Source organism: Klebsiella sp. GG_Kp173, assembly GCF_040062415.1.
GTDB lineage: Bacteria > Pseudomonadota > Gammaproteobacteria > Enterobacterales > Enterobacteriaceae > Klebsiella > Klebsiella quasipneumoniae.
Window position 1 is genome coordinate 56567 of record NZ_JBEAFZ010000079.1, and the last position, 19775, is coordinate 76341.

Sequence of the window (19775 nt, forward strand, 5' to 3'; positions counted from 1 at the left end):
CCTTACGCCTGCGCCGGCAGCGGGAACACGGCGTTAACCTGGCCGGTACCGGAGCTAGCGAACAGCTCGGTGATAAACTCCACCTTGCCGTCATATTTATCCCAGCCCAGCAGGCCGAGCAGCATCACCGTGTCGTGCATGTTGCCTTCGCCGTAGCAGTAATCGGCGTACTCCGGCAGCATGGTGCAGAACTCTTTAAATTTGCCCTCGCGCCACAGCTTCACCACCCGCTCATCCATCTGATGATCGAACTCGCGGGTGTAGCTGTTCATCCCCTCTTCGGCGCGTTGATCGTCGATAAAGCGGTGCGACAGCGAGCCGCTGGCCAGCACCGCCACGGTGCCGTCATATTTCTCAATGGCTTTGAGGATCGCTTCGCCCAGCCTGCGGCTGTCGGCAAAGTCGTGGACGGTACAGAAGGCGGAAATAGACACCACCTTGAAGTGCTTATCGCTGTTCATGTAGCGCATCGGCACCAGGGTGCCGTACTCCAGCTTCAGGCTCGGAATATTGTGCGCTTTGGCGCGTACCCCGAGCTTCACCGCCTCGTCGGCGATGAGCTGGCCCAGCTCCGGGTTGCCGTCGTAGTCGTAGGTCATGTCGCGAATAAAATGCGGCAGTTCGTTACTGGTGTAGACGCCCTGGAAATGGTCGGCGCAGTTGATGTGGTAGGCGCTGTTGACCAGCCAGTGGGTGTCGAACACGATGATGGTATCGACGCCCATTTCGCGGCAGCGCTTGCCAATTTCTTTATGTCCGTCGATAGCGCCCTGGCGGCAGCCGTGGTTTTTCCCGGGCAACTCAGACAGATACATCGACGGCACGTGAGTGATTTTTGCTGCTAACGCTAACTTACCCATATCAGACTCCCCATTTCGGGATCGGATGGTCGCCCATCGAGATGCAGACGTTTTTCATTTCGGCGAACACTTCAAAGCTGTACTCGCCGCCTTCGCGGCCGGTGCCGGAGGCCTTCACGCCGCCGAACGGCTGACGCAGGTCGCGCACGTTCTGGGTGTTGACGAACACCATCCCGGCTTCAATACCGCGCGCCAGACGCAGCACTTTGCTGACGTCCTGGGTCCAGATATACGACGCCAGGCCGTATTCCACATCGTTAGCCAGGCGCAGCCCTTCCGCTTCGTCTTTGAACGGCAGCAGGCAGGCGACCGGGCCAAAAATTTCTTCCTGCGCGACGCGCATGCGGTTGTCGACATCCGCCAGCACCGTCGGGCGCAGGAAGTTGCCGGCTTTCAGATGCGCCGGCAGGTCGGACGGCTTATCCGCGCCGCCGGCCAGCAGGGTGGCGCCCTCTTCGATGCCGAGGCGAATGTAGCCGGACACTTTCTCCCAGTGCTGCTTGCTAATCAGCGCGCCGACCTGGGTATTCGGATCGGTCGGATCGCCCACGCGCAGGCGGTTGGCGCGCTCGGCGAAGCGCTTGACGAACTCCGGATAAATACTCTGCTGAATGAAAATGCGCGAACCGGCGGTGCAGCGTTCGCCGTTGATCGAGAAGATGGTGAACAGCGCGGCGTCGAGCGCGCGCTCAATATCGGCGTCTTCAAAAATCAGCACCGGCGATTTTCCGCCGAGCTCCATAGAGTACTTTTTCAGACCGGCGTTCTTCATGATGTTGCGGCCGGTGGCGGTGCCGCCGGTGAAGGAGACGGCGCGCACATCATGATGGCGCACCAGCGCGTCGCCGGCGGTGGCGCCATAGCCCTGCACCACGTTGAGCACGCCAGCCGGGATCCCGGCCTCCAGCGCCAGCTCGCCCAGACGATCGGCGGTCAGCGGCGACAGCTCGGACATTTTCAGCACTGCGGTATTGCCTAAGGCCAGGCACGGCGCCACCTTCCAGGTGGCGGTCATAAACGGCACGTTCCACGGCGACACCAGCGCGCAGACGCCCACCGGCTGCACCAGGGTGTAGTTCAGCATCTTGTCGTCGACGGGGTAGGTTTTGCCGTTCATCTGCTGGCACACTTCGGCGAAAAATTCGAAGTTATGTGACGCCCGCGGGATCAGCACGTTTTTGGTCTGGTGGATCGGCAGGCCGGTATCGGCAGTTTCCATCGCCGCGATCTCCGGGACGTTCTGATCGATCAGATCCCCCAGGCGGCGCATCAGGCGGGCGCGCTCTTTCATCGGCAGGTTAGCCCACTTCGGGAAGGCCTCTTTTGCCGCCGCTACCGCCTGGTTGATTTCAGCTTCGCCGCCGGAGGCGACTTCAGCCAGTACCTCGCCGGTGGCCGGGTTGGTGGTATGAAAATAGTCTGCGCCGGCAACGTTTTTACCGTTGATCCAATGGTTAATTTTTTTCATGACAGTGTCTCCTCATACGCTTGCTGGCTGATGATATGGTTGACCAGGCGGCCCACGCCCTCGACTTCAACGATCACCTCGTCGCCCGGCACCACGTCGGACAGCCCCTTCGGCGTGCCGGTGGCGATCATGTCGCCCGGTTGCAGGGTCATAAATTCGCTTAAGTAAGCGATGAGAAACGGGATGCTGAAGATCAGATCGGCGGTGGTGCCCTGCTGGCGCAGCTCGCCGTTGACCCAGGTGCGCAGCGCCAGATTATGCGGATCCGGGATCGCCTCTTTGCCGACGATCCACGGGCCGATCGGCGTCAGGGTGTCGCGGCTTTTCACCCGCAGGTTCGGCCGATAGTAGTTTTCCAGATAGTCGCGGATCGCGTAGTCGTTGCACACGGTATAGCCGGCGACATAGTCCATGGCCTCGGCTTCGCTGACGCGGCGGGCGGTTTTACCGATCACCACCACCAGCTCGGCTTCGTAGTGCATGTATTCGACGTTATCCGGGCGTACCGACTGCTGCTGGTGGCCAGTAAAGGTGTTTGGCGCTTTGATGAACACCAACGGCTCGGTTGGCGGCTTAAACTCCAGCTCGCTGGCGTGGTCGGCGTAATTCAGCCCCAGCGCGAACAGCGTGCCGTCGGCGGGCGGCAGCCAACGGAATTCACCTTCTTTTAATACCGTGCCATCGTCCAGGCGCACCTGGTCGCGTTCATCGACCAGCACGTCGCGTACCTGTCCCTGCCATTCAATGCGTGCCTGTTTCATGCCAGCTCTCCTTCTGCGACAACCGGGTTTTCCAGCGTCGGGAAACCGTCGGCGAGGATACGTACCCGGTCGCCGGGGCGCAGCGTGACGCGGGAGTGGGGCGTACCGATGAGGATCGCGTCGCCGGGATTGAGGGTGGCGAACTCGCTCAAGGCGCTCAGCAGCTGCGCGGCGTTACGCTGCAGATCGCCGGTATGCCAGCTGTCCGCTTCGCGGCCGTTGATTTCGGTGATGATGGTCAGGTTATCGACGTTGCGCACCGGCGACAGCGCGCCGAGGGGGCAGAAGCCATCGCGGCACTTGGCCTTGATCGCCGGGCGATAAAAACTCTCTTCCGGCAGGCTGACGTCGTTAGCCAGCGCGTAGCCGGCGATATAGTTCGCCGCCTCTTCTTCCGCCACCTTGCGCGCGGTTTTGCCGACAATCAGCGCCACGGTGGCGCCGCTTTGCACGGTTTCACCCGGCGGATAGGGGATCGCCTCGCCATCGCCAATCACGGTATTGCGCGGCTTGATAAACCAGACCGCGGTTTTCGGCGGCGTCTTGTAGGGGGCCTGTTGAAACGCCTCGCGCCAGGCGTCGAGCTGGCTGCGATGATTGAGCGCAACGGCGAAGATGGTACCTTTCATTCACCACTCCTCTGGGACTGATTTCGGTTCAAAGGGATTTCGTTAATATATTAATGATCATCTTTTATGCTTTGCGCTGAGGTTTAGCAACTGGAAGTGAATGTTTTGTGATCTGATTAACACAATATTTACACATCAGTAACTTATTTATTATTAATCAATGAGTTGAATATTTTTCACGGAAAGACTGGTACTTTTCAGGTGCAGAAACCGGTTGTACATGGCAGGATTAACGCTAATTATTAATTTGTTAATAAGTTTTAGATGAGGCCGTTGAGGGGAAACTATGCATGATTCATTAACCATTGCCTTGTTGCAGGCGCGTGAAGCGGCGATGGCCTACTTTCGACCGATCGTTAAACGACACAATCTCACCGAACAGCAGTGGCGGATCGTGCGGATCCTCGCCGAACGTCCGTCGATGGACTTTCACGATCTGGCTTTTCGCGCCTGTATCCTGCGCCCCAGTCTGACCGGTATTTTGACGCGTATGGAGCGGGATGGACTGGTGCTGCGCCTGAAGCCGGTTAACGATCAGCGCAAGCTATACGTCTCGCTGACGCCTGCCGGAACCGCGCTGTACGAAAGCGCCCAGGCGGAGGTGGAAGAAACCTATCGTCTGCTGGAGGCTCAGTTCACCACGGAAAAGCTGCAGCAACTGACCTCGCTGCTGGAGGAGTTTATTGCGCTTGGCGTCCCTGCCGGGCGCGGTGATGAAGAAGAGTAGCGGTTACGGCTCGGCGCTCAGCCTGGCGAGGGCAATAAGCGTTTCCGCGCGGGCGGGGGACAGCGGCTCTCTCGGCTGCGGCAGCGGCCAGCCATACAGCCAGCGGGCACTGGCGGCGCAGGTGCGCCCTTGGCAGGCGCCCATTCCGCAGCGCTGGGTAAGTTTGGCCTGCAGCCAGTCGTCGGCGGCAGCAACGTCGCCGCAGCGCACATCTTCGCAACGACACAGCAGGCTCTCCGGCGTCGCCGCGTTTTTCAACGACTCCGCCAGCAGGAAGGTGCGGTTGATAGCCGCGGCGAAGCGCTGCCAGCGGGCGCGACGGGCAAATAGCGCCTGGGCCTGCTGGCTGGCACCGGCGGCGGCATACCCGGCGATTTCGCCCTCCACCAGCGCCAGCTCGCTCCCGCCGAAACCGGTGCACTCCCCGGCGGCGTAGACATCCGCGATGCTGGTCTCCTGCCAGCGGTTAACCTGGATCGCCTCCTGCGCCGTGGCGCAACCGAACAGCAGCCCCGTCTCGATATTGGGCACCAGCCCGTAGCCGATGGCCAGCCGATCGCAGGCGATAGTCCGCTCGACGCCGCGCTGGCGCAATGTCACGGCCTCCAGCCGCGTTGTGCCGTGGGCGCGGATCGCCTGGGCGCCGCTAAGATAGCCTTTCGGGGCCAGCGTCGCTAACTGGCGCAGCTTCTGCGGCCAGCGCCACAGCCCGCTGGCGAAGCGCAGCAGCGCCGGGAGCGCCGCTTGCTCAATGATATTCGTTACCTGGCCTCCGGCCTTATTCACCGTATCCGCCACCGCCAGCAGCAGCGGGCCGCTGCCGGCAATCACCACCTTTTCTCCTTTCAGCGACAGGCCCTGCTTGATCTGCGCCTGCAGGCCGCCCGCGCCGGTCACGCCGGGTAAGGTCCAGCCGGGAAAGGGCAGCGACAGCTCGCGCGCACCGCAGCAGAGGATCAGTTTCTGCCAGTCAACCACGCCCCCGCCGTCGGCGGTTTCAAACAGCGCGCTGCGCGCGGAGGGGCGGGCAATCAGCCGCGCGCCGTTCACCATCCGGATGGCGGCAGACGCGGCGATGGCGTCGCGGTAGCGCCGGGCCAGGGCGGGCAGCGTCGTCTGCGGGCCGGCGCGCCAGATTTGCCCGCCGGGTGCGGGGTTATCGTCGAGAATAATGACCTGCTTATTGCAGGCGGCGGCAGAGAGCGCGGCCGCCATGCCGGCGGGGCCGGCGCCGAGGATTAAAATGTCACAGCGCAGCGTGTGCATAGCGGCTCCTTTCTATTTGCATGCCGGCCCGGCACAGGGTCTGGCAGGCCAGCACCCGCCGGCCGTCGACGGTGATCCGGCACTCCTGGCAAATCCCCATGCCGCAAAACGGCGCGCGGGGGTCGCCGTTAACCGCCTGGCGGGTGGTGGGATCTCCGGTCAACGCCAGCGCCGCCGCCACGCTGATCCCTTCCGGCACCGTCAGCGCTTCGCCATCGACGGTGATATTGAACGTGTTATTCATGCGATCGCCTCCTGATGATACAGACGGGTCGGGAGCCAGGCCTCAGGCGCCAGCGGGCAGCGTTCGCCGAGGATCTGCGCCGCCAGCAGCTCAGCCGTCGCCGGGGCGGTGGTGACGCCCAGCCCTTCATGGCCCAGCGCCAGCCATACACCGCGGCGCGTGGGATGCGGGCCAATCAGCGGATTGCCATCCTGTGAGGCGGCGCGCAGGCCGCTCCAGCAGCGGATGATATTCAGCGTCGCCAGCGCCGGCACAAAATGGCGGGCGCGATCGAGCATTTGCCCCAGCAAGGGGAGATCCAGCTGGCGCTCGCGGTTATCAAACTGGCGCGACGAGCCAATCAGCAGCTGGCCGGTGGGCCGCGGCTGCAGGTTAAAGGCCACCGAGGTGCCGCCGCCGTGGGCGCTGGCGCCGTAACCCAGTTCAACCAGCTGGTGATGCACCCGCGGCCCGTAGCGATCGGTTATCGCCAGTTGGCCTTTTTTCGGCCGCAGCCAGTTTTCTGCTAACAGCGCGTTGGCTTCAAGTCCGCAGGCCACCACGATGGCCCGCGCCTGTAGCCGTTTACCGCTGGCGAGCTGTACCTGTGGTTCGGTAATCGCCTGCGCGCTGTCGCGCAGGCAGGTGAGATGGTCTCCGGCATCGGCCACCAGCCAGCGGGCGACGTTCGGCGCGTAGACGATACCATCGCCGGGCACCCATAGCCCGCCGGCCAGCCCGCTGCGCAGCAGCGGTTCGCGCCCGGCGATCTGCTGCGGGGTCTGCAGCTCGCTGTGGACCTGATAGCCTGCCAGCCGCCGCTGTTTTTCGCCCGCGACGGCCATCTCTTCTTCGCTATCCGCCAGCCACAGCGTGCCGCAGCCGCGCCAGGCGCAAGCGTCGGGCATCCGCGGCGTGATGGCGCGCCAGCGCGCCAGCGACCACGCCGACAGCGCCAGTTCGGCGGGGTCGTCATCCATGCACACCAGATGGCCCATACCGGCCGCTGTCGCGCCGGGCTGACCGTCGTCGATAAGCGTCACGCTCTGCCCCCGCTTCGCCAGCTGCCACGCACAGGCGGCGCCGATGATCCCGGCGCCGATCACGATGACATCGCACGACTTCACGGGGCGATCCCCCAGCAAAAGGGATCGTCCGGGTTGAGGATCAACTGATTATCGCCGCACACCCAGGCTTCGCCGCGGATCGTGGGGATGATGCCTGCGGCGGCGCGCTGGTAGCTGGCGGTAAACTGGCTGCCGATGATGCTGGCCTGGCGCCAGATCGCTCCCGGCTGCAGTTTGCCATCCTGCGCCAGGCAGGCCAGCTTGGCGCTGGTGCCGGTGCCGCACGGCGAACGATCCCAGGCCTTTCCCGGACAGAGTACGAAGCTGCGGCTGTCGGCGGCATCGTCATCGGCGAACAGCTCGATATGATCGATAACGCCGCCGTCGTCGCCGCGGATCCCCGCGGCTTCCAGCCCCTCGCGCACCGCCCAGGCGTAGTCGGTGAGCTGTGGGATGTGCTCCGGGGTAATGGCGAACGGGTGATCGTTGATCAGGAAAAACCAGTTGCCGCCCCAGGCAATATCGCCGACGACGGGGCCGAGCGCGGTCTCCACGCGGACCTGCTTTTTCCAGCGGCGGGCCGGGACGTTTTGCACCGATACGCTGCCATCGTCGTGCAACGTTGCGCTTACGTCGCCGACCGGGGTTTCAATCAGATGTACGCCTGGCTGGATACGGCCAAGCCACGCCAGCGAGGCGATAAGCCCGATGGTGCCGTGGCCGCACATATTCAGAAAACCGGCGTTGTTGAAGAAAATGACGCCAGCGGTGGCCGCCGCCGAGACTGGCTGGCACAGCAGCGCGCCGACCAGCACATCGTTGCCGCGCGGTTCGAGAATCACCGCCTGACGCCAGCGATCGAAGTCACGGGCGAAACGGTCGCGGCGCTGCGCCATGCTGCCGCCGCCGAGGTCGGGGAAGCCGTCAACGATCAGGCGGGTGGGTTCGCCGCCGGTGTGTGAATCAATGGCTCTCAGCGCAATAGGGGGGCGTGGCGCGGTCATTCTGCTCTCCGAAAGTTAACAACATGTTTCATCATGCTGGCGCAACCCGGGGCGGGCGGCTTGAGCACTTTCGGCAGAGATAATGACGAAATCGGCATAATCGTGCCGGGGTGATGTGCATACGTTGCATAGTTATTTCTTATTAATCATTTGGTTAATGGCGTGGTAAACCGAAAGTGGCGATTGCGCCAGTGGATAAACCAGGGGAAGGCGTAAAGCGGATCCAGGATCGCAAAACCGGCGGTTACCGCTTGAGGTGTTAACAGGAAGTGAATAAATATCCTTCGGTCACTTACCATGAGGAAGCCCTATGATCGGTGTTTCTGAAGCGGCGCCGCCGCGCGCTGTTAATCAACCGGAGCTGGCGGTCGATGAGCTGAGCCAGATCTGCGAAGGGCTGGCGCGCCAGCGGCCGGACAATATGCCGGCGCTGCTCAATGCCCTGGCGCTGATCGCCCCCCTGCTCAATGCCATCCCCAACGTGGTCTTTTTTATCAAAGACCGCGAGGCGCGTTATCTGCTGGCGAACCTGACGCTGGCCCGCCGCTGCGGTTTCAAAACCGTCTCCTCGCTGCTGGGGAAAACCTCCGCCGACGTCTTTCCTTCCACGCTGGGGCAGGGGTACACCGAACAGGATCTTCGGGTATTGCGGGAGGGCGTGACCCTGCGCGACCAGCTGGAAATGCATCTCTACAATGGCCGGGAACGAGGCTGGTGCCTGACGCAGAAGCTGGCGCTGCGCGATGTCCGCGGTCAGGTGATCGGCATGGCCGGGATCTCTCACGATCTGCAGGAGGCCCACGCCCGCCATCCGGCGTGGCAGCGGCTGGCGATCGTCGACGATCATATCCGGCGCCACTATCACCGGCCGATCGCCATGGAAGAGTTGACCGGCCTAAGCGGGATGTCGATTGCGCAGATCGAGCGCTACTGCAAGCGGATCTTTCATCTCACCCCGCGGCAGATGATCCACAAAGTGCGTCTGGAAAAAGCCACCGAACTGCTGGCCGGCGATACGCCGATTACCGATATCGCCTTGCAGTGCGGCTATACCGATCACAGCGCCTTCAGCCGCCAGTTTAAAGCGATGACCGGCTCGACGCCGCGCGATTTTCGCCTGACGCTGCAGGGATAACGGCTGGCTCACACTTTTGTCGACTGTGCTAATTTCGTCATCGGATTAAGGGAAAACCGACAAGCCGCCGGTTCCGCGACGCGTCAATCTGTCAGTGAATATTCACCAATCATTCACCTCGACTTAACAAAATGACGACAAGGAACCGAGCATGAGCAATAAAGCGATTCACTGGAGCGGCGTATTCCCGGCGGTTAGCACGCAGTTTCGTAGCGATTACTCCCTCGATTTAGACGCCACCCACGCGGTGATGAAAAACCTGGTCAAAGATGGCGTTTCCGGGCTGGTGGTGTGCGGCAGCGTCGGGGAGAACACCTCCCTGAGCACTGATGAAAAATTGCAGATTATCGAAGTGGCGAAAGATGCCGCCGGCGGCAAAATTCCGGTGATCGCCGGGGTGGCCGAGTTCACCACCGCCTTCGCCCAGAAAATGGCGAAAGAGGCGGAGCGCGTCGGCGTCGACGGGATCATGGTGATGCCGGCGCTGGTCTACTCCTCAAAACCGCATGAAACGGCCGCCCACTTCCGCAGCGTGGCCACCGCCACCGACCTGCCGATCATGGTCTACAACAACCCGCCGATATACAAAAACGACGTGACGCCGGACATTCTCGCCACCCTGGCCGATTGCGAGAACATCGTCTGCTTTAAAGACTCCTCCGGCGATACCCGCCGCTTTATCGACCTGCGTAACACCGTTGGCGATCGCTTCGTGCTGTTTGCCGGGCTGGATGACGTGGTGGTGGAAAGTATCGCCGTCGGCGCGGAAGGGTGGATCTCCGGAATGTCCAACGCCTTCCCGCGCGAAGGGGAAACGTTATTCCGTCTCGCCCGCCAACAGCGTTACGAAGAGGCGATGGCGCTGTACCGCTGGTTCATGCCGCTGCTGCATCTCGATGCGCGTCCGGATCTGGTGCAGTGCATCAAGCTGTGCGAAGAGCTACTCGGACGCGGCAGCGCCGTGACCCGTCCGCCGCGTCTGGCGCTGGAAGGGGAAACGCGCCAGCAGGTGGTGGCGATCGTGGAACAGGCGCTGGCGACTCGTCCAGCCCTGCCGGACGTCGGCCTCTGAACCCAGGAGTCAGTATGAATGCATCTCAGACCATAGCGGGACGGCAGTTTATTGCCGGCCGCCGCGTTGCCAGCGGCGAGGCGACGCTATTGAGCCTGCGGGCGGTGGATGGGGAAGCCACCGGCCATCGCTTTTATCCGGCTTCACGCGAGGAGGCCGCCCAGGCCGCGGAGGCGGCACAGCAGGCGTTTGCCGTTTATTCACAAACCACGCCGCAGCAGCGGGCGCGCTTTCTCTGCGCCATTGCCGATGAGCTGGACGCGCTGGGGGAAGCGTTTTTTGCACTCGCCGAACAGGAGACCGCGCTGCCGCTGGCGCGGCTGCAGGGCGAGCGGGCGCGCACCAGCGGCCAGCTGCGGATGTTTGCTGGCGTGATCCAGCGCGGGGATACCTTCGCCGTCCGTATTGATACCGCCTTAGCCGACCGTCAACCGCTGCCGCGACCGGACCTGCGCCAGTATCAGCAGGCGTTAGGGCCGGTGGCGGTGTTTGGCGCCAGCAACTTTCCGTTGGCCTTTTCCACCGCCGGCGGCGATACCTCCTCGGCGCTGGCGGCGGGCTGCCCGGTGGTGGTGAAGGCCCATCCGGGCCATATGGCCACCGCCGAGCTGACCGCTGAAGCGATCGTCCGGGCGGTCACGCGATGCGGGTTACCCGGCGGCGTCTTCAATATGATTTTCGGGACTGATATCGGCGCCGAATTAGTCCGCCATCCGGCGATTCAGGCCGTTGGCTTTACCGGCTCACTGGCCGGCGGTAAGGCGCTGTATCAACTGGCGCAGCAGCGTTCGCAGCCAATCCCGCTGTTTGCTGAAATGTCGGCGATTAACCCGCTGATTATTCTACCGCAGGCGCTGCAGACGCGGGCCGAGGCGCTGGCGAACGAGCTGGTGGCGTCATTCACCCTCGGCGGCGGCCAGTTCTGTACCCGTCCGGGGCTGATTCTGGCGCTGCGCGGCGCCGGGCTGGAACGCTTTAAGTCGGCGCTGTGCGCGGCGGTAGCGGGCTCTGCGCCGCAGGTGTTGCTCAATGCGCCGACCCTCCAGCACTACCGCCAGGGCGTGGCGGCCCTGGCGGCGCACCCGCGTATCGAGAGGCTGGCGAGCGGCCTCGCCGCCGGCGCCGGGCAGGCGCAAACCCAGCTGTGGCAGGCTCAGGTCGAGGATCTGCTGGCGCAGGATACGCTGCTGCAGACCGAAGTTTTCGGCCCGCTATCGTTGCTGGTGGAAGTGGACGACGCGGTCCAGCTACAGGCGGTGGTGAAAGCGCTGCAGGGACAGCTCACCGCGACGCTACACGCGGAAGCGGACGACGGCCCGCTGGCGGCGAACCTGCTACCGCTGCTGTGCGAGAAGGCCGGACGGGTGCTGTTTAACGGTTATCCCACCGGCGTGGAAGTGTGCGATGCGATGGTCCACGGCGGCCCGTGGCCGGCGACGACCGATGCGCGCGGGACGTCGGTCGGTAGCCGGGCGATTGAGCGTTTTCTGCGCCCGGTCTGCCTGCAGAATGCGCCGGCCGCCCTGTTACCGCCGGCGCTGCAGGATGCGAACCCTTTGAACCTGCTGCGCCTGGTCAACGGCCAGTGGACCCGGGAAGCGATTTCCTCCTCTCATTGACGCAAGGGCATCACCATGACCATTCACACTACGCATAACAGTCAAACCCGCGTTGCTGAGTCGGGTAAGTTTAAAAAACAGCTGACCCTGACCGACCTCACCTTTATCGGCCTGGGCGCGATTTTCGGCTCGGGATGGTTATTCGCCGCCAGCCACGTCGCATCCATTGCCGGTCCGGCCGGGATCGCGTCGTGGGTGATCGGCGGCTTTGCGGTACTGCTGCTGGGGATTGTCTACTGTGAGCTGGGGGCGGCGCTGCCGCGCGCCGGCGGCATTATCCGCTACCCGGTCTTTTCCCACGGCGAGCTGATGGGCTATCTGCTGGGGTTCATCACCCTGATCGCCTTCTCCAGCCTGATCTCGATAGAAATCGTCGCCGCCCGGCAATACGCCGCGGCCTGGTTTCCGGTGCTGACCCAGCCGGGCTCCAGCTCGCCGACGCTGCTGGGGTGGGTAGTGCAGTTCCTGCTGCTCTGTTTCTTCTTTGCGCTGAATTACTACAGCGTCAAGACCTTCGCCCGCTCGAACAACTTCATCAGCGTGCTCAAGTTTCTGGTGCCGCTGCTGGTGGTGGTGACGCTGTTCGCCTTCTTTAAACCGGAGAACCTGCACGCGCAGGGCATTGCGCCGTTCGGTGTGTCCGGGGTGGAAGCGGCGATCAGCGCCGGAGGGATTATCTTCGCCTATCTGGGACTGACGCCGATTATCTCGGTGGCCAGCGAAGTGCAAAAGCCGCAGCGGACTATCCCTATTGCGTTGATTTTATCAGTGGTGCTGTCAACGATTATCTACGTGCTGCTGCAGCTGGCGTTCCTTGGCAGTATCCCCACCGAGATGCTGGCCGGCGGTTGGGCCGAGGTGAGCAAACAGTTCTCGCTGCCGTATCGCGATATCGCCATTACCCTCGGCATGGGCTGGCTGGCCTTTATGGTCATTAGCGATGCGATCATCTCCCCGAGCGGCACCGGCAATATCTACATGAACGCGACGCCGCGGGTGATCTACGGCTGGGCGAAGGCGGGCACCTTTTTTAAAGCCTTTACCCATATCGATAAAGCGTCCGGTATTCCGCGCCCGGCGCTGTGGCTGACCTTCGGGCTGTCGATTTTCTGGACGCTGCCATTCCCCTCATGGGAACAGTTAATTAGCGTGGTGTCGGCTGCCCTGGTGCTGAGCTACGCCATCGCCCCGGTGACCGCCGCCGGGCTGCGCCGCAACGCCCCGGATCTGCCGCGGCCGTTCCGCGTGCGCGCCTTCGCCATCATCGGCCCGGTATCGTTTATGGTCTCGGCGCTGATTGTCTACTGGTCCGGCTGGAATACGCTCTCGTGGCTGCTGGGGCTGCAGATCGTGATGTTTGTGGTGTACGTGATGTGCAAAGGCAAGGTGCCGGAACATACCGTGAGTCTGACGCAGCAGGTGAAGTCTTCGCTGTGGCTGATCGCTTTTTATGCGTTGATTATCCTCTTTTCCTGGCTGGGCAGCTTCGGCGGGCTTAATGTTATTGGTCACCCCTGGGATACGGTGCTGGTGGCGGCAATGTCGCTGGGGATTTATTACTGGGGCGCGCGCAGCTGTCTGCCGCAGGCTAATTTTAGCGGAGACGAAGAAGAGTAAAGGAGAACAGTATGGAGTCGGTAACTCTATCGTTACCAGAAGCTTATGACCTGGCGCTGGCGGTGCTCAGCGCCAATGGATTCAGCGCCGACCACGCGGCGGCCATCGCCCGTAACGTGGCTGCCGGGGAGCGTGACGGCTGCGCTTCCCACGGCCTGTGGCGGCTGTTGGGCATTGTCGATACCTTACGTAAAGGTAAGGTATCGCCTGATGCCGAGCCGCAGATCCACGACCAGGCGCCGGCGATTGTGCGGGCGGATGCAGGGGGCGCCTTTTCGCTGCTGGCCTACGAGCGCGCGTTGCCGCTGCTGCTGGAGAAAGCGCGGCACAGCGGCATTGCGGCGCTGGCGATTAACCGCTGCGTCCATTTTTCCGCGCTGTTTGCCGATATTGAGCCGTTGACCGAGGCAGGGCTGGTGGGGCTAGCCTGTACGCCAAGCCACGCCTGGGTCGCCCCGGCGGGCGGCACCCGTCCGCTGTTCGGCACCAACCCTATCGCCTTTGGCTGGCCGCGGCGGGACAAGCCGCCGTTTATTGTTGATATGGCGACCAGCGCCGCGGCGCGCGGCGAGATCCAGTTGCATCAGCGCGCCGGCAAAGCGCTACCGGAAGGGTGGGGAATCGACAGCCAGGGGCAGCCGACCACCGATGCCACAGAGGTGCTGAACGGCGCGATGTTAACCTTCGGCGGCCATAAGGGCTCGGCGCTGGCGGCAATGGTTGAGCTGCTGGCCGGGCCGCTTATCGGCGATATGACCAGCGCCGAATCGCTGGCGTGGGATAACGGCGCGGGCGGTTTACCCTACGGCGGAGAGCTGATTCTGGCGCTGGATCCGCAGCGCTTTCTCGGCGAGCAGGCACAAGAGCAGCTGGCGCGCGCCGAAACCCTGTTCAGCGGGATGCAGGAGCAAGGGGCACGGTTACCGGGCGAGCGGCGGTTCGCCTGTCGCCAGCAGAGTGAGCAGCAGGGAGTGGCTATCAGCCGCGCCTTATATGATGAGATTTGCGCCTTGCGGCCGTAGCAAAGCGCAGAGCGCGGTGGGGCCGAACATCAGAGCGCCAGGCGCATGGCGCAGCGCGTCTCCGGCGGCAGGCCGTGCCGGGTCTCCTGTTCTCTTTTCGCCGCCAGCCCGGCGGGCAGGGTCAGTTCATCGAGCATGGCGAATCCCAGACGGGTATAAAACGGCGCATTCCACGGCACGTCGCGGAAGGTGGTGAGGGTCACCGCCGGGTAAGCCATTTGCCGGGCGCCGTCGATAACCTGCTCCAGCAGCATCCGCCCGATGCCCTGATGCTGCCAGGCCTGGTGTACGGCGACTTCAACGATAAATAAGGCATCGTCGAGCGGTTCGGTCAGAATAAAACCCACCGGTTGCCCGGCGGCCACCGCCAGCAGACTATGTTCCGTTTCCAGATAATCATGATGGCGCGCAACGCTAATCACCTCGCTGTCCGCCAGCCAGGCGAGAGCGGGGATCTGACGAAAAGCCTGAGCGGCGGAACGTTCAATGGCCGGCAGAAGGGCGATATCACTCTCCTCGGTCAGGCGTAATCCGGCGCCGGCAGTTATAGTGTTAGTTTTCATCACCTCAGCATAGCAGCCTTCGGGAGAAATGTATGGAGCTGACCGCCGTTCCCGCCACGCAGTTCAGCAGCGTGCAGTTAACGGATATTCTTAACGCCTGTTTTGCAGACTATCTGGTACCGGTGACCCAGTCGGTGGAGGGATTTGTTCAGCGCTTTAGCGCCGAGGGGATGAGCCTGATCGATTCCCGTGTCTGGTTGGCCGGAGATGAACCGGCGGCGATCGCGATCGTCGCGCGTCGGGGGAATATGGCTCGCCTGGCGGCCTTTGCCCTGCGTCCGGCCTGGCGCGGCAAAGGTCTTGCACGGAAATTGATGCAGGAGCAGCTCATGCTTCTGCAGCAGCAGGAGATCGAGGCGGTTTCCCTGGAGGTGATCCGCGATAACCATGTGGCCGTCGCGCTGTATCAGTCGTTAGGCTTTACGCGGCGCTATGGGCTCTGCGGCTACCTGAGCGCAGAGCCTCAGGCTGCGGCGCCAGGCGTGTTACAGCCTTATCCCACCCTGGTGCTGCTTAGACGCGCCGTTGAGGAGAGTAACAGTCAGCTCCCCTGGCTGATGGATCCGCTTACCTTCGCCACCCTGCCATGCCGCGTCGTGACGCTGGAACAGCGCGCCTTCGCGGTACTGGGCACCTCGGGTTCACGGCCTGTACTGCAGTTTTTATGGGTTGAACCCGCCGCCCGTCGTCAGGGGCTGGCACGGGCGCTGCTGATGGCGCTGGCGCAGCAGTTCCCGGGTATCGGCACTTCGGTGACGGTCCCGGAAACCTTTACGCCGCTGTTTGCCGCGGCGGGATATTCACCGCTATCGCTGCAGCAGTATGAAATGACGATGGAGTTGAACGCAGCGAAGTTCGCTTAAGCGGGAGTGTGCGCTGGGCCGCAAAAAACAGCACGGGGCGCCGATAGGCCTCTCTTTTGCCGCATCATATCTCTTCGTAATGGCGACGAGGGGGATGTAATGCGTAAAACGGAACTGTTGGCTTTTTTGCAAAATCAGACCGATTTTTTCGATCCGGATAACCTGAGCGAAGTGTTCACCGCCAGCTGGCTGGCTCAGCGTTTCGCGATGCAAAGAAATACCGCCAGCCATTATCTCAATCAGCTGGTCGCCCAGGACGTGCTGGTGAAGATCAATACCCGGCCGGTCTATTTCCTGCATAAAAAAGCCTTCTGCCAGCAGTTCTTCCCCCTTTCCCGCAGCGAGTACGCCAGCATGGCGGAACTGCTCGCGGAGAGTGACCGCCAGCCGGAACAGGCGGACCATTTTTCGTTGCTGACCGGCCATGACGGCAGCCTGCGTAAACCGATTGAGCAGATGAAAACCGCGCTATTTTATCCCAACGGCGGGCTACCGCTGCTGATCACCGGCGACAGCGGGACCGGTAAAAGCTATATGGCGGAGCTGATGCACGAGTTCGCGATCGCCCAGGGCCTGCTGGCGCCTGATGCGCCCTTCGTGAGCTTCAACTGCGCGCAGTATGCCAGTAATCCGGAGCTGCTGGCCGCCAACCTGTTCGGCTACGTCAAAGGCGCGTTTACCGGCGCGCAGAGCGATAAAGCCGGGGCGTTCGAGGCGGCAAACGGCGGGATGCTGTTTCTCGACGAGGTCCACCGCCTGGATGCTCAGGGGCAGGAGAAGCTGTTCACCTGGCTGGATCGCAAGGAGATCTACCGGGTGGGGGAGACCGCTCAAGGCCTGCCGATTTCGCTGCGGCTGGTGTTTGCCACCACCGAAGAGATTCACAGCACTTTTCTGACCACCTTTCTTCGTCGTATCCCGATCCTGGTCAGCTTGCCCGATCTTCAACACCGCAGCCGCGAGGAGAAGGAGGCGCTAACGCTGCAGTTTTTCTGGCAGGAGGCCCGGACGCTGGCCGCCCGGCTGCAGCTAACGCCGCGGCTTTTGCAGGTCCTGACGCAGTACGTTTATCGGGGCAACGTCGGCGAACTGAAGAATGTGGTGAAGTACGCCGTGGCATCAGCCTGGGCCAGGTCTCCGGGCAGCGAGATGCTGACCGTGACGCTGCACGATCTGCCGGAAACGATCATGGCGGCGACGCCGGCGCTCAGTGAAGCGATGGGCCAGCAGGAGCCGCTGCTAATCGAGCCGCAGACCAGCCTGGTCTGGCTGCTGCGGGCGCGCGACCCGGTTCAGGGGCTGATCTATGACGTTCAGTGTCGGATTTTGGCGCTGCATGAAGCGGTGCTGAATAAAAAAACGGTCTGGGAAGAGGCGCAAAGAAGCATGGGGGAGGAGATTGAAATCCTCTTCGATCGGCTGATCTTTGATAACCAGGATGCCAGTAGCTCGCAGATGTTGCTGCTGATCGCCCATCAGGTGCGGGAGGAGTATTATCGCCTGGAAAAACGCTTCAATATCCAGTTTAACGGTAACTGTCTTTACGCCCTGAGCCACTACCTGATCCATCGATCCCGTCAGGCGCCGTCCACGATGAGCAATGAGAAAATCCGTCTGCTGGCGGATTTTCTGGCAAACAAATTCCCGCTGCTGTATCGCTTTTGCGAAGCGATCCTCGACGCGCTGGCGCTGAAACTGGATATTGAGCCCCAACGTATTGACCTGCTGTTGCTGGTGCTGTGGTTCCAGAAAAACGGCGCTATTAGCCAGCAGCAGGTGACCCGGGCGATTATTCTCGCTCACGGTTACGCCACCGCCAGCAGCATCGCCAGCGTGGCGAACCGCTTGCTGAAAAGCCCGCTGTTTGAGTCATTCGACATGCCGCTCGATGTGACGCCGGAGGCTATCGCTAATCAGGTGATGGCCTACATTGAGCGCCACGCGCTGGCGTCAGGGCTGATCATTTTGGTCGATATGGGATCCCTGAACGCTATTCACAGCCATTTTAATCGTCGTCTGAACACGCCGGTGGCGATTATTAACAATGTCTCCACCGGCATGGCGATGTACGTCGGCGAGCGGATTTTGCACGGCGATATGCTGGAAGATATCGTCCGCGAGATCGGCGATGATTTGGCGGTTGAGCACCAGCTCTATTACCCGCAGACCGATAAACCGCGGGCGATTTTGACCACCTGCGCCACCGGCCTGGGCGCGGCGGCGAACCTGTCGGCGCTGTTAAAAGCCAGTATCCCTGAAGCGCTGGGCGTTGATATTGTGGCCTGCGATGTGGAGACCCTTGCCGATCCTGCGCGGCGGGAGCCGATGCTCAGCCGCTACGAGGTGCTGGCGATCGTCGGCACCCTCGATCCGCATCTTGCCGATCTCCCGTGGATCTCGCTGGATTCGCTGATTTCCGGCGAAGGAAGTCGCCCGCTGATGCGTATCTTCGGCGAACTGGCGACGGCGGAGCAGGTTAGCGAGATCAACAACCTGATCCTGAAAAACTTCTCGCTGCGGCGAGTGATTGAGTCGGTGACGATCCTTGATACCGCGAAGGTGATTAACCAGGTTGAACAGTTTTTGCTGCGCTATGAGCATCTGGCCGGGTACGAGGTGCCCAACGAACGTAAGGTGGCGCTGTATGTGCACATCAGCTGTCTGATAGAGCGGTTAATTCGCCACGCTTCCCCAACCCATTATTTGGGAAGGCAGTGTCCGGATCGCGAGCTGGCTACGCTGCGCGAGGCCTTTAGTGTCATAGAGAGCGGATATAGTGTCAAAATTCCCGTTGTCGAGCTCTATTACATTCACGACATCCTGACGCGGGAAACGGAATTTATTCAGGAAGATCAAGAGTTTTAACGCTTCTCTCCCTTTTGTCCTTACGTTAGCCGACGCGCCACTGTTTCTGGCACGTCGGTTGCAATCAAGAAAGCAGTGGAATGCGCTTTCGAGGTAAGGATGAAACGACACTATATTTTTGCCAGCCACGGCACCTTTGCTAACGGTTTGTTGAACTCTGTGGAGCTGATCCTCGGTAAACAGCCGGATATTCATACTCTGTGCGCCTATGTAGAAGAGGAGGTCGATCTGACGCAGCAGGTGGAGGCGCTGCTGGCGCGTTTCCCGGCGCAGGATGAGCTGATAGTGATTACGGATATTTTCGCCGGTAGCGTCAATAATGAGTTTGTGCGTTTTTTATCGCGCCCACATTTCCATTTATTGTCTGGGTTAAATCTACCGTTAATTATTGACCTGCTTATTTCTGCAGCGGAAGAGAATACCGAAAAATTAATTTCTGAATCATTAATCAACGCCAAAGAGAGCATTCAGTACTGCAATCAGAGTATTGCCGGGGCGATGACTATGGATAAAGACTTCTGAAATGAGGATGCATGATGATTACGTTATTAAGGATTGACCATCGATTACTTCACGGCCAGGTAGCCTTTTCCTGGACCCAATATGTCGGTGCCGATTGTATTTTAATCGCCAACGACAGTGTCCCTGAGGATGAACTTCGGAAAACCACCATTAAGCTTGCTAAACCACCCTCGGTAAAGCTGGTGATTAAAAATATAAATGATTCTATTGAAGCGATAAAAAGCGGGGTTACCGATAAATATAATTTATTTATTGTTGTGGAATCGGTCAATGACGCCTGGCGTATTGCCAGCGCCGTTGAGGAAATAAAAAGTATTAATCTCGGTGGGATTAAGGCCAAAGAGGGCAGTAAAAATATTTCTAAGGCGATTAATTTACTGCCGGAGGAAATAGAGCAGTTGCAACAACTGGTGGGCAAAGGCGTCGAGGTGGAAATTCGCCAGGTCCCGAACGATCGCAAACAGCTTTTTACGGAATGCGTGTAATTCCGGA

Annotated in this window: 19 protein-coding genes and 1 pseudogene; 10 read left to right on the forward strand and 10 right to left on the reverse strand. The window is 61.2% G+C overall.

Annotated features, from left to right (window positions below; all coding sequences use genetic code 11):
* Positions 1-2: 2 nt before the first annotated feature.
* The 5 genes and pseudogenes from hpaD to ABLU50_RS17605 form a co-directional block, all read right to left on the reverse strand.
* A complete protein-coding gene (gene hpaD / locus ABLU50_RS17585) occupies positions 3-860 on the reverse strand; it encodes a 3,4-dihydroxyphenylacetate 2,3-dioxygenase (protein WP_002887492.1) in 858 nt (285 codons plus the stop codon).
* Between the two features lies 1 nt (position 861).
* A complete protein-coding gene (gene hpaE / locus ABLU50_RS17590; RefSeq protein ID WP_008807572.1) occupies positions 862-2328 on the reverse strand; it encodes a 5-carboxymethyl-2-hydroxymuconate semialdehyde dehydrogenase in 1467 nt (488 codons plus the stop codon).
* The gene (locus tag ABLU50_RS17595) at positions 2325-3089 is read right to left on the reverse strand and encodes a fumarylacetoacetate hydrolase family protein (protein ID WP_048294123.1); all 765 of its coding nucleotides are present in this window, start codon (positions 3087-3089) and stop codon (positions 2325-2327) included. The genes hpaE and ABLU50_RS17595 overlap by 4 nt, the downstream gene beginning before the upstream one ends.
* Positions 3086-3718, reverse strand: a complete 633-nt coding sequence (locus ABLU50_RS17600; RefSeq protein ID WP_004204186.1) for a fumarylacetoacetate hydrolase family protein — start codon at positions 3716-3718, stop codon at positions 3086-3088. Before ABLU50_RS17600 ends, ABLU50_RS17595 begins: the two co-directional genes overlap by 4 nt.
* 57 nt (positions 3719-3775) lie before the next feature.
* Positions 3776-3940, reverse strand: a pseudogene (locus ABLU50_RS17605) (hypothetical protein).
* Positions 3941-4004: 64 nt separating this feature from the next.
* On the opposite strand from ABLU50_RS17605, the gene hpaR reads away from it, so the two are divergent.
* Positions 4005-4445, forward strand: a complete 441-nt coding sequence (hpaR, locus tag ABLU50_RS17610; RefSeq protein WP_002887503.1) for a homoprotocatechuate degradation operon regulator HpaR — start codon at positions 4005-4007, stop codon at positions 4443-4445.
* 3 nt (positions 4446-4448) lie between these two features.
* Here hpaR and ABLU50_RS17615 read toward each other — a convergent pair whose 3' ends face one another.
* The 4 genes from ABLU50_RS17615 to ABLU50_RS17630 are packed head-to-tail and all read right to left on the reverse strand — an operon-like array spanning position 4449 to position 8005.
* Complete coding sequence (locus ABLU50_RS17615; protein ID WP_087832657.1) at positions 4449-5711, reverse strand: FAD-dependent oxidoreductase; 1263 nt, start codon at positions 5709-5711, stop codon at positions 4449-4451.
* Positions 5692-5955, reverse strand: a complete 264-nt coding sequence (locus ABLU50_RS17620) for a (2Fe-2S)-binding protein (RefSeq protein WP_087832658.1) — start codon at positions 5953-5955, stop codon at positions 5692-5694. Before ABLU50_RS17620 ends, ABLU50_RS17615 begins: the two co-directional genes overlap by 20 nt.
* A complete protein-coding gene (locus ABLU50_RS17625) occupies positions 5952-7061 on the reverse strand; it encodes an FAD-dependent oxidoreductase (RefSeq protein ID WP_064151049.1) in 1110 nt (369 codons plus the stop codon). The genes ABLU50_RS17620 and ABLU50_RS17625 overlap by 4 nt, the downstream gene beginning before the upstream one ends.
* Positions 7058-8005: a 4-hydroxyproline epimerase gene (locus tag ABLU50_RS17630; RefSeq protein ID WP_004204193.1), complete on the reverse strand. Its 948-nt coding sequence runs from the start codon at positions 8003-8005 to the stop codon at positions 7058-7060. The genes ABLU50_RS17625 and ABLU50_RS17630 overlap by 4 nt, the downstream gene beginning before the upstream one ends.
* A 310-nt stretch (positions 8006-8315) precedes the next feature.
* Between ABLU50_RS17630 and ABLU50_RS17635 the strand changes: the two genes are divergently transcribed.
* The 5 genes from ABLU50_RS17635 to ABLU50_RS17655 all read left to right on the forward strand — a co-directional run bounded on the left by ABLU50_RS17635 (position 8316) and on the right by ABLU50_RS17655 (position 14470).
* Positions 8316-9140, forward strand: coding sequence for an AraC family transcriptional regulator (locus ABLU50_RS17635; RefSeq protein WP_087832659.1), 825 nt, complete (start codon positions 8316-8318; stop codon positions 9138-9140).
* Positions 9141-9291: 151 nt separating this feature from the next.
* The gene (locus ABLU50_RS17640; RefSeq protein ID WP_087832660.1) at positions 9292-10212 is read left to right on the forward strand and encodes a dihydrodipicolinate synthase family protein; all 921 of its coding nucleotides are present in this window, start codon (positions 9292-9294) and stop codon (positions 10210-10212) included.
* Between the two features lie 14 nt (positions 10213-10226).
* Positions 10227-11831, forward strand: a complete 1605-nt coding sequence (locus tag ABLU50_RS17645) for an aldehyde dehydrogenase (NADP(+)) (RefSeq protein WP_323084022.1) — start codon at positions 10227-10229, stop codon at positions 11829-11831.
* Positions 11832-11846: 15 nt separating this feature from the next.
* The gene (locus ABLU50_RS17650; protein ID WP_087832662.1) at positions 11847-13448 is read left to right on the forward strand and encodes an APC family permease; all 1602 of its coding nucleotides are present in this window, start codon (positions 11847-11849) and stop codon (positions 13446-13448) included.
* A gap of 11 nt (positions 13449-13459) precedes the next feature.
* Positions 13460-14470 carry an Ldh family oxidoreductase gene (locus tag ABLU50_RS17655; protein ID WP_064151052.1) on the forward strand — a complete coding sequence of 337 codons (1011 nt, stop codon included), beginning with the start codon at positions 13460-13462 and terminating at the stop codon, positions 14468-14470.
* Positions 14471-14499: 29 nt separating this feature from the next.
* On the opposite strand, the gene ABLU50_RS17660 is transcribed toward ABLU50_RS17655, so the two are convergent.
* Positions 14500-15033 (reverse strand): GNAT family N-acetyltransferase, encoded by a 534-nt coding sequence (locus ABLU50_RS17660; protein WP_004886433.1) that lies wholly within the window; start codon positions 15031-15033, stop codon positions 14500-14502.
* Positions 15034-15065: 32 nt separating this feature from the next.
* Between ABLU50_RS17660 and ABLU50_RS17665 the strand changes: the two genes are divergently transcribed.
* The 4 genes from ABLU50_RS17665 to ABLU50_RS17680 all read left to right on the forward strand — a co-directional run bounded on the left by ABLU50_RS17665 (position 15066) and on the right by ABLU50_RS17680 (position 19768).
* Positions 15066-15896 (forward strand): GNAT family N-acetyltransferase, encoded by an 831-nt coding sequence (locus tag ABLU50_RS17665; protein WP_087832663.1) that lies wholly within the window; start codon positions 15066-15068, stop codon positions 15894-15896.
* Positions 15897-15995: 99 nt separating this feature from the next.
* Positions 15996-18761 (forward strand): sigma-54-dependent transcriptional regulator, encoded by a 2766-nt coding sequence (locus ABLU50_RS17670; RefSeq protein WP_087832664.1) that lies wholly within the window; start codon positions 15996-15998, stop codon positions 18759-18761.
* A gap of 99 nt (positions 18762-18860) precedes the next feature.
* Positions 18861-19283 carry a PTS sugar transporter subunit IIA gene (locus tag ABLU50_RS17675; protein ID WP_348864904.1) on the forward strand — a complete coding sequence of 141 codons (423 nt, stop codon included), beginning with the start codon at positions 18861-18863 and terminating at the stop codon, positions 19281-19283.
* 14 nt (positions 19284-19297) lie between these two features.
* Positions 19298-19768 carry a PTS sugar transporter subunit IIB gene (locus tag ABLU50_RS17680; RefSeq protein ID WP_057216704.1) on the forward strand — a complete coding sequence of 157 codons (471 nt, stop codon included), beginning with the start codon at positions 19298-19300 and terminating at the stop codon, positions 19766-19768.
* The last annotated feature ends 7 nt before the right edge of the window (positions 19769-19775 follow it).

Coding starts and splice junctions, on each gene's coding strand:
- hpaD (WP_002887492.1), bottom strand. CDS start 860: ATGGGTAAGTTAGCGTTAGCAGCAAAAATCACTCACGTGCCGTCGATG.
- hpaE (WP_008807572.1), bottom strand. CDS start 2,328: ATGAAAAAAATTAACCATTGGATCAACGGTAAAAACGTTGCCGGCGCA.
- ABLU50_RS17595 (WP_048294123.1), bottom strand. CDS start 3,089: ATGAAACAGGCACGCATTGAATGGCAGGGACAGGTACGCGACGTGCTG.
- ABLU50_RS17600 (WP_004204186.1), bottom strand. CDS start 3,718: ATGAAAGGTACCATCTTCGCCGTTGCGCTCAATCATCGCAGCCAGCTC.
- hpaR (WP_002887503.1), top strand. CDS start 4,005: ATGCATGATTCATTAACCATTGCCTTGTTGCAGGCGCGTGAAGCGGCG.
- ABLU50_RS17615 (WP_087832657.1), bottom strand. CDS start 5,711: ATGCACACGCTGCGCTGTGACATTTTAATCCTCGGCGCCGGCCCCGCC.
- ABLU50_RS17620 (WP_087832658.1), bottom strand. CDS start 5,955: ATGAATAACACGTTCAATATCACCGTCGATGGCGAAGCGCTGACGGTG.
- ABLU50_RS17630 (WP_004204193.1), bottom strand. CDS start 8,005: ATGACCGCGCCACGCCCCCCTATTGCGCTGAGAGCCATTGATTCACAC.
- ABLU50_RS17635 (WP_087832659.1), top strand. CDS start 8,316: ATGATCGGTGTTTCTGAAGCGGCGCCGCCGCGCGCTGTTAATCAACCG.
- ABLU50_RS17640 (WP_087832660.1), top strand. CDS start 9,292: ATGAGCAATAAAGCGATTCACTGGAGCGGCGTATTCCCGGCGGTTAGC.
- ABLU50_RS17645 (WP_323084022.1), top strand. CDS start 10,227: ATGAATGCATCTCAGACCATAGCGGGACGGCAGTTTATTGCCGGCCGC.
- ABLU50_RS17650 (WP_087832662.1), top strand. CDS start 11,847: ATGACCATTCACACTACGCATAACAGTCAAACCCGCGTTGCTGAGTCG.
- ABLU50_RS17655 (WP_064151052.1), top strand. CDS start 13,460: ATGGAGTCGGTAACTCTATCGTTACCAGAAGCTTATGACCTGGCGCTG.
- ABLU50_RS17660 (WP_004886433.1), bottom strand. CDS start 15,033: ATGAAAACTAACACTATAACTGCCGGCGCCGGATTACGCCTGACCGAG.
- ABLU50_RS17665 (WP_087832663.1), top strand. CDS start 15,066: ATGGAGCTGACCGCCGTTCCCGCCACGCAGTTCAGCAGCGTGCAGTTA.
- ABLU50_RS17670 (WP_087832664.1), top strand. CDS start 15,996: ATGCGTAAAACGGAACTGTTGGCTTTTTTGCAAAATCAGACCGATTTT.
- ABLU50_RS17675 (WP_348864904.1), top strand. CDS start 18,861: ATGAAACGACACTATATTTTTGCCAGCCACGGCACCTTTGCTAACGGT.
- ABLU50_RS17680 (WP_057216704.1), top strand. CDS start 19,298: ATGATTACGTTATTAAGGATTGACCATCGATTACTTCACGGCCAGGTA.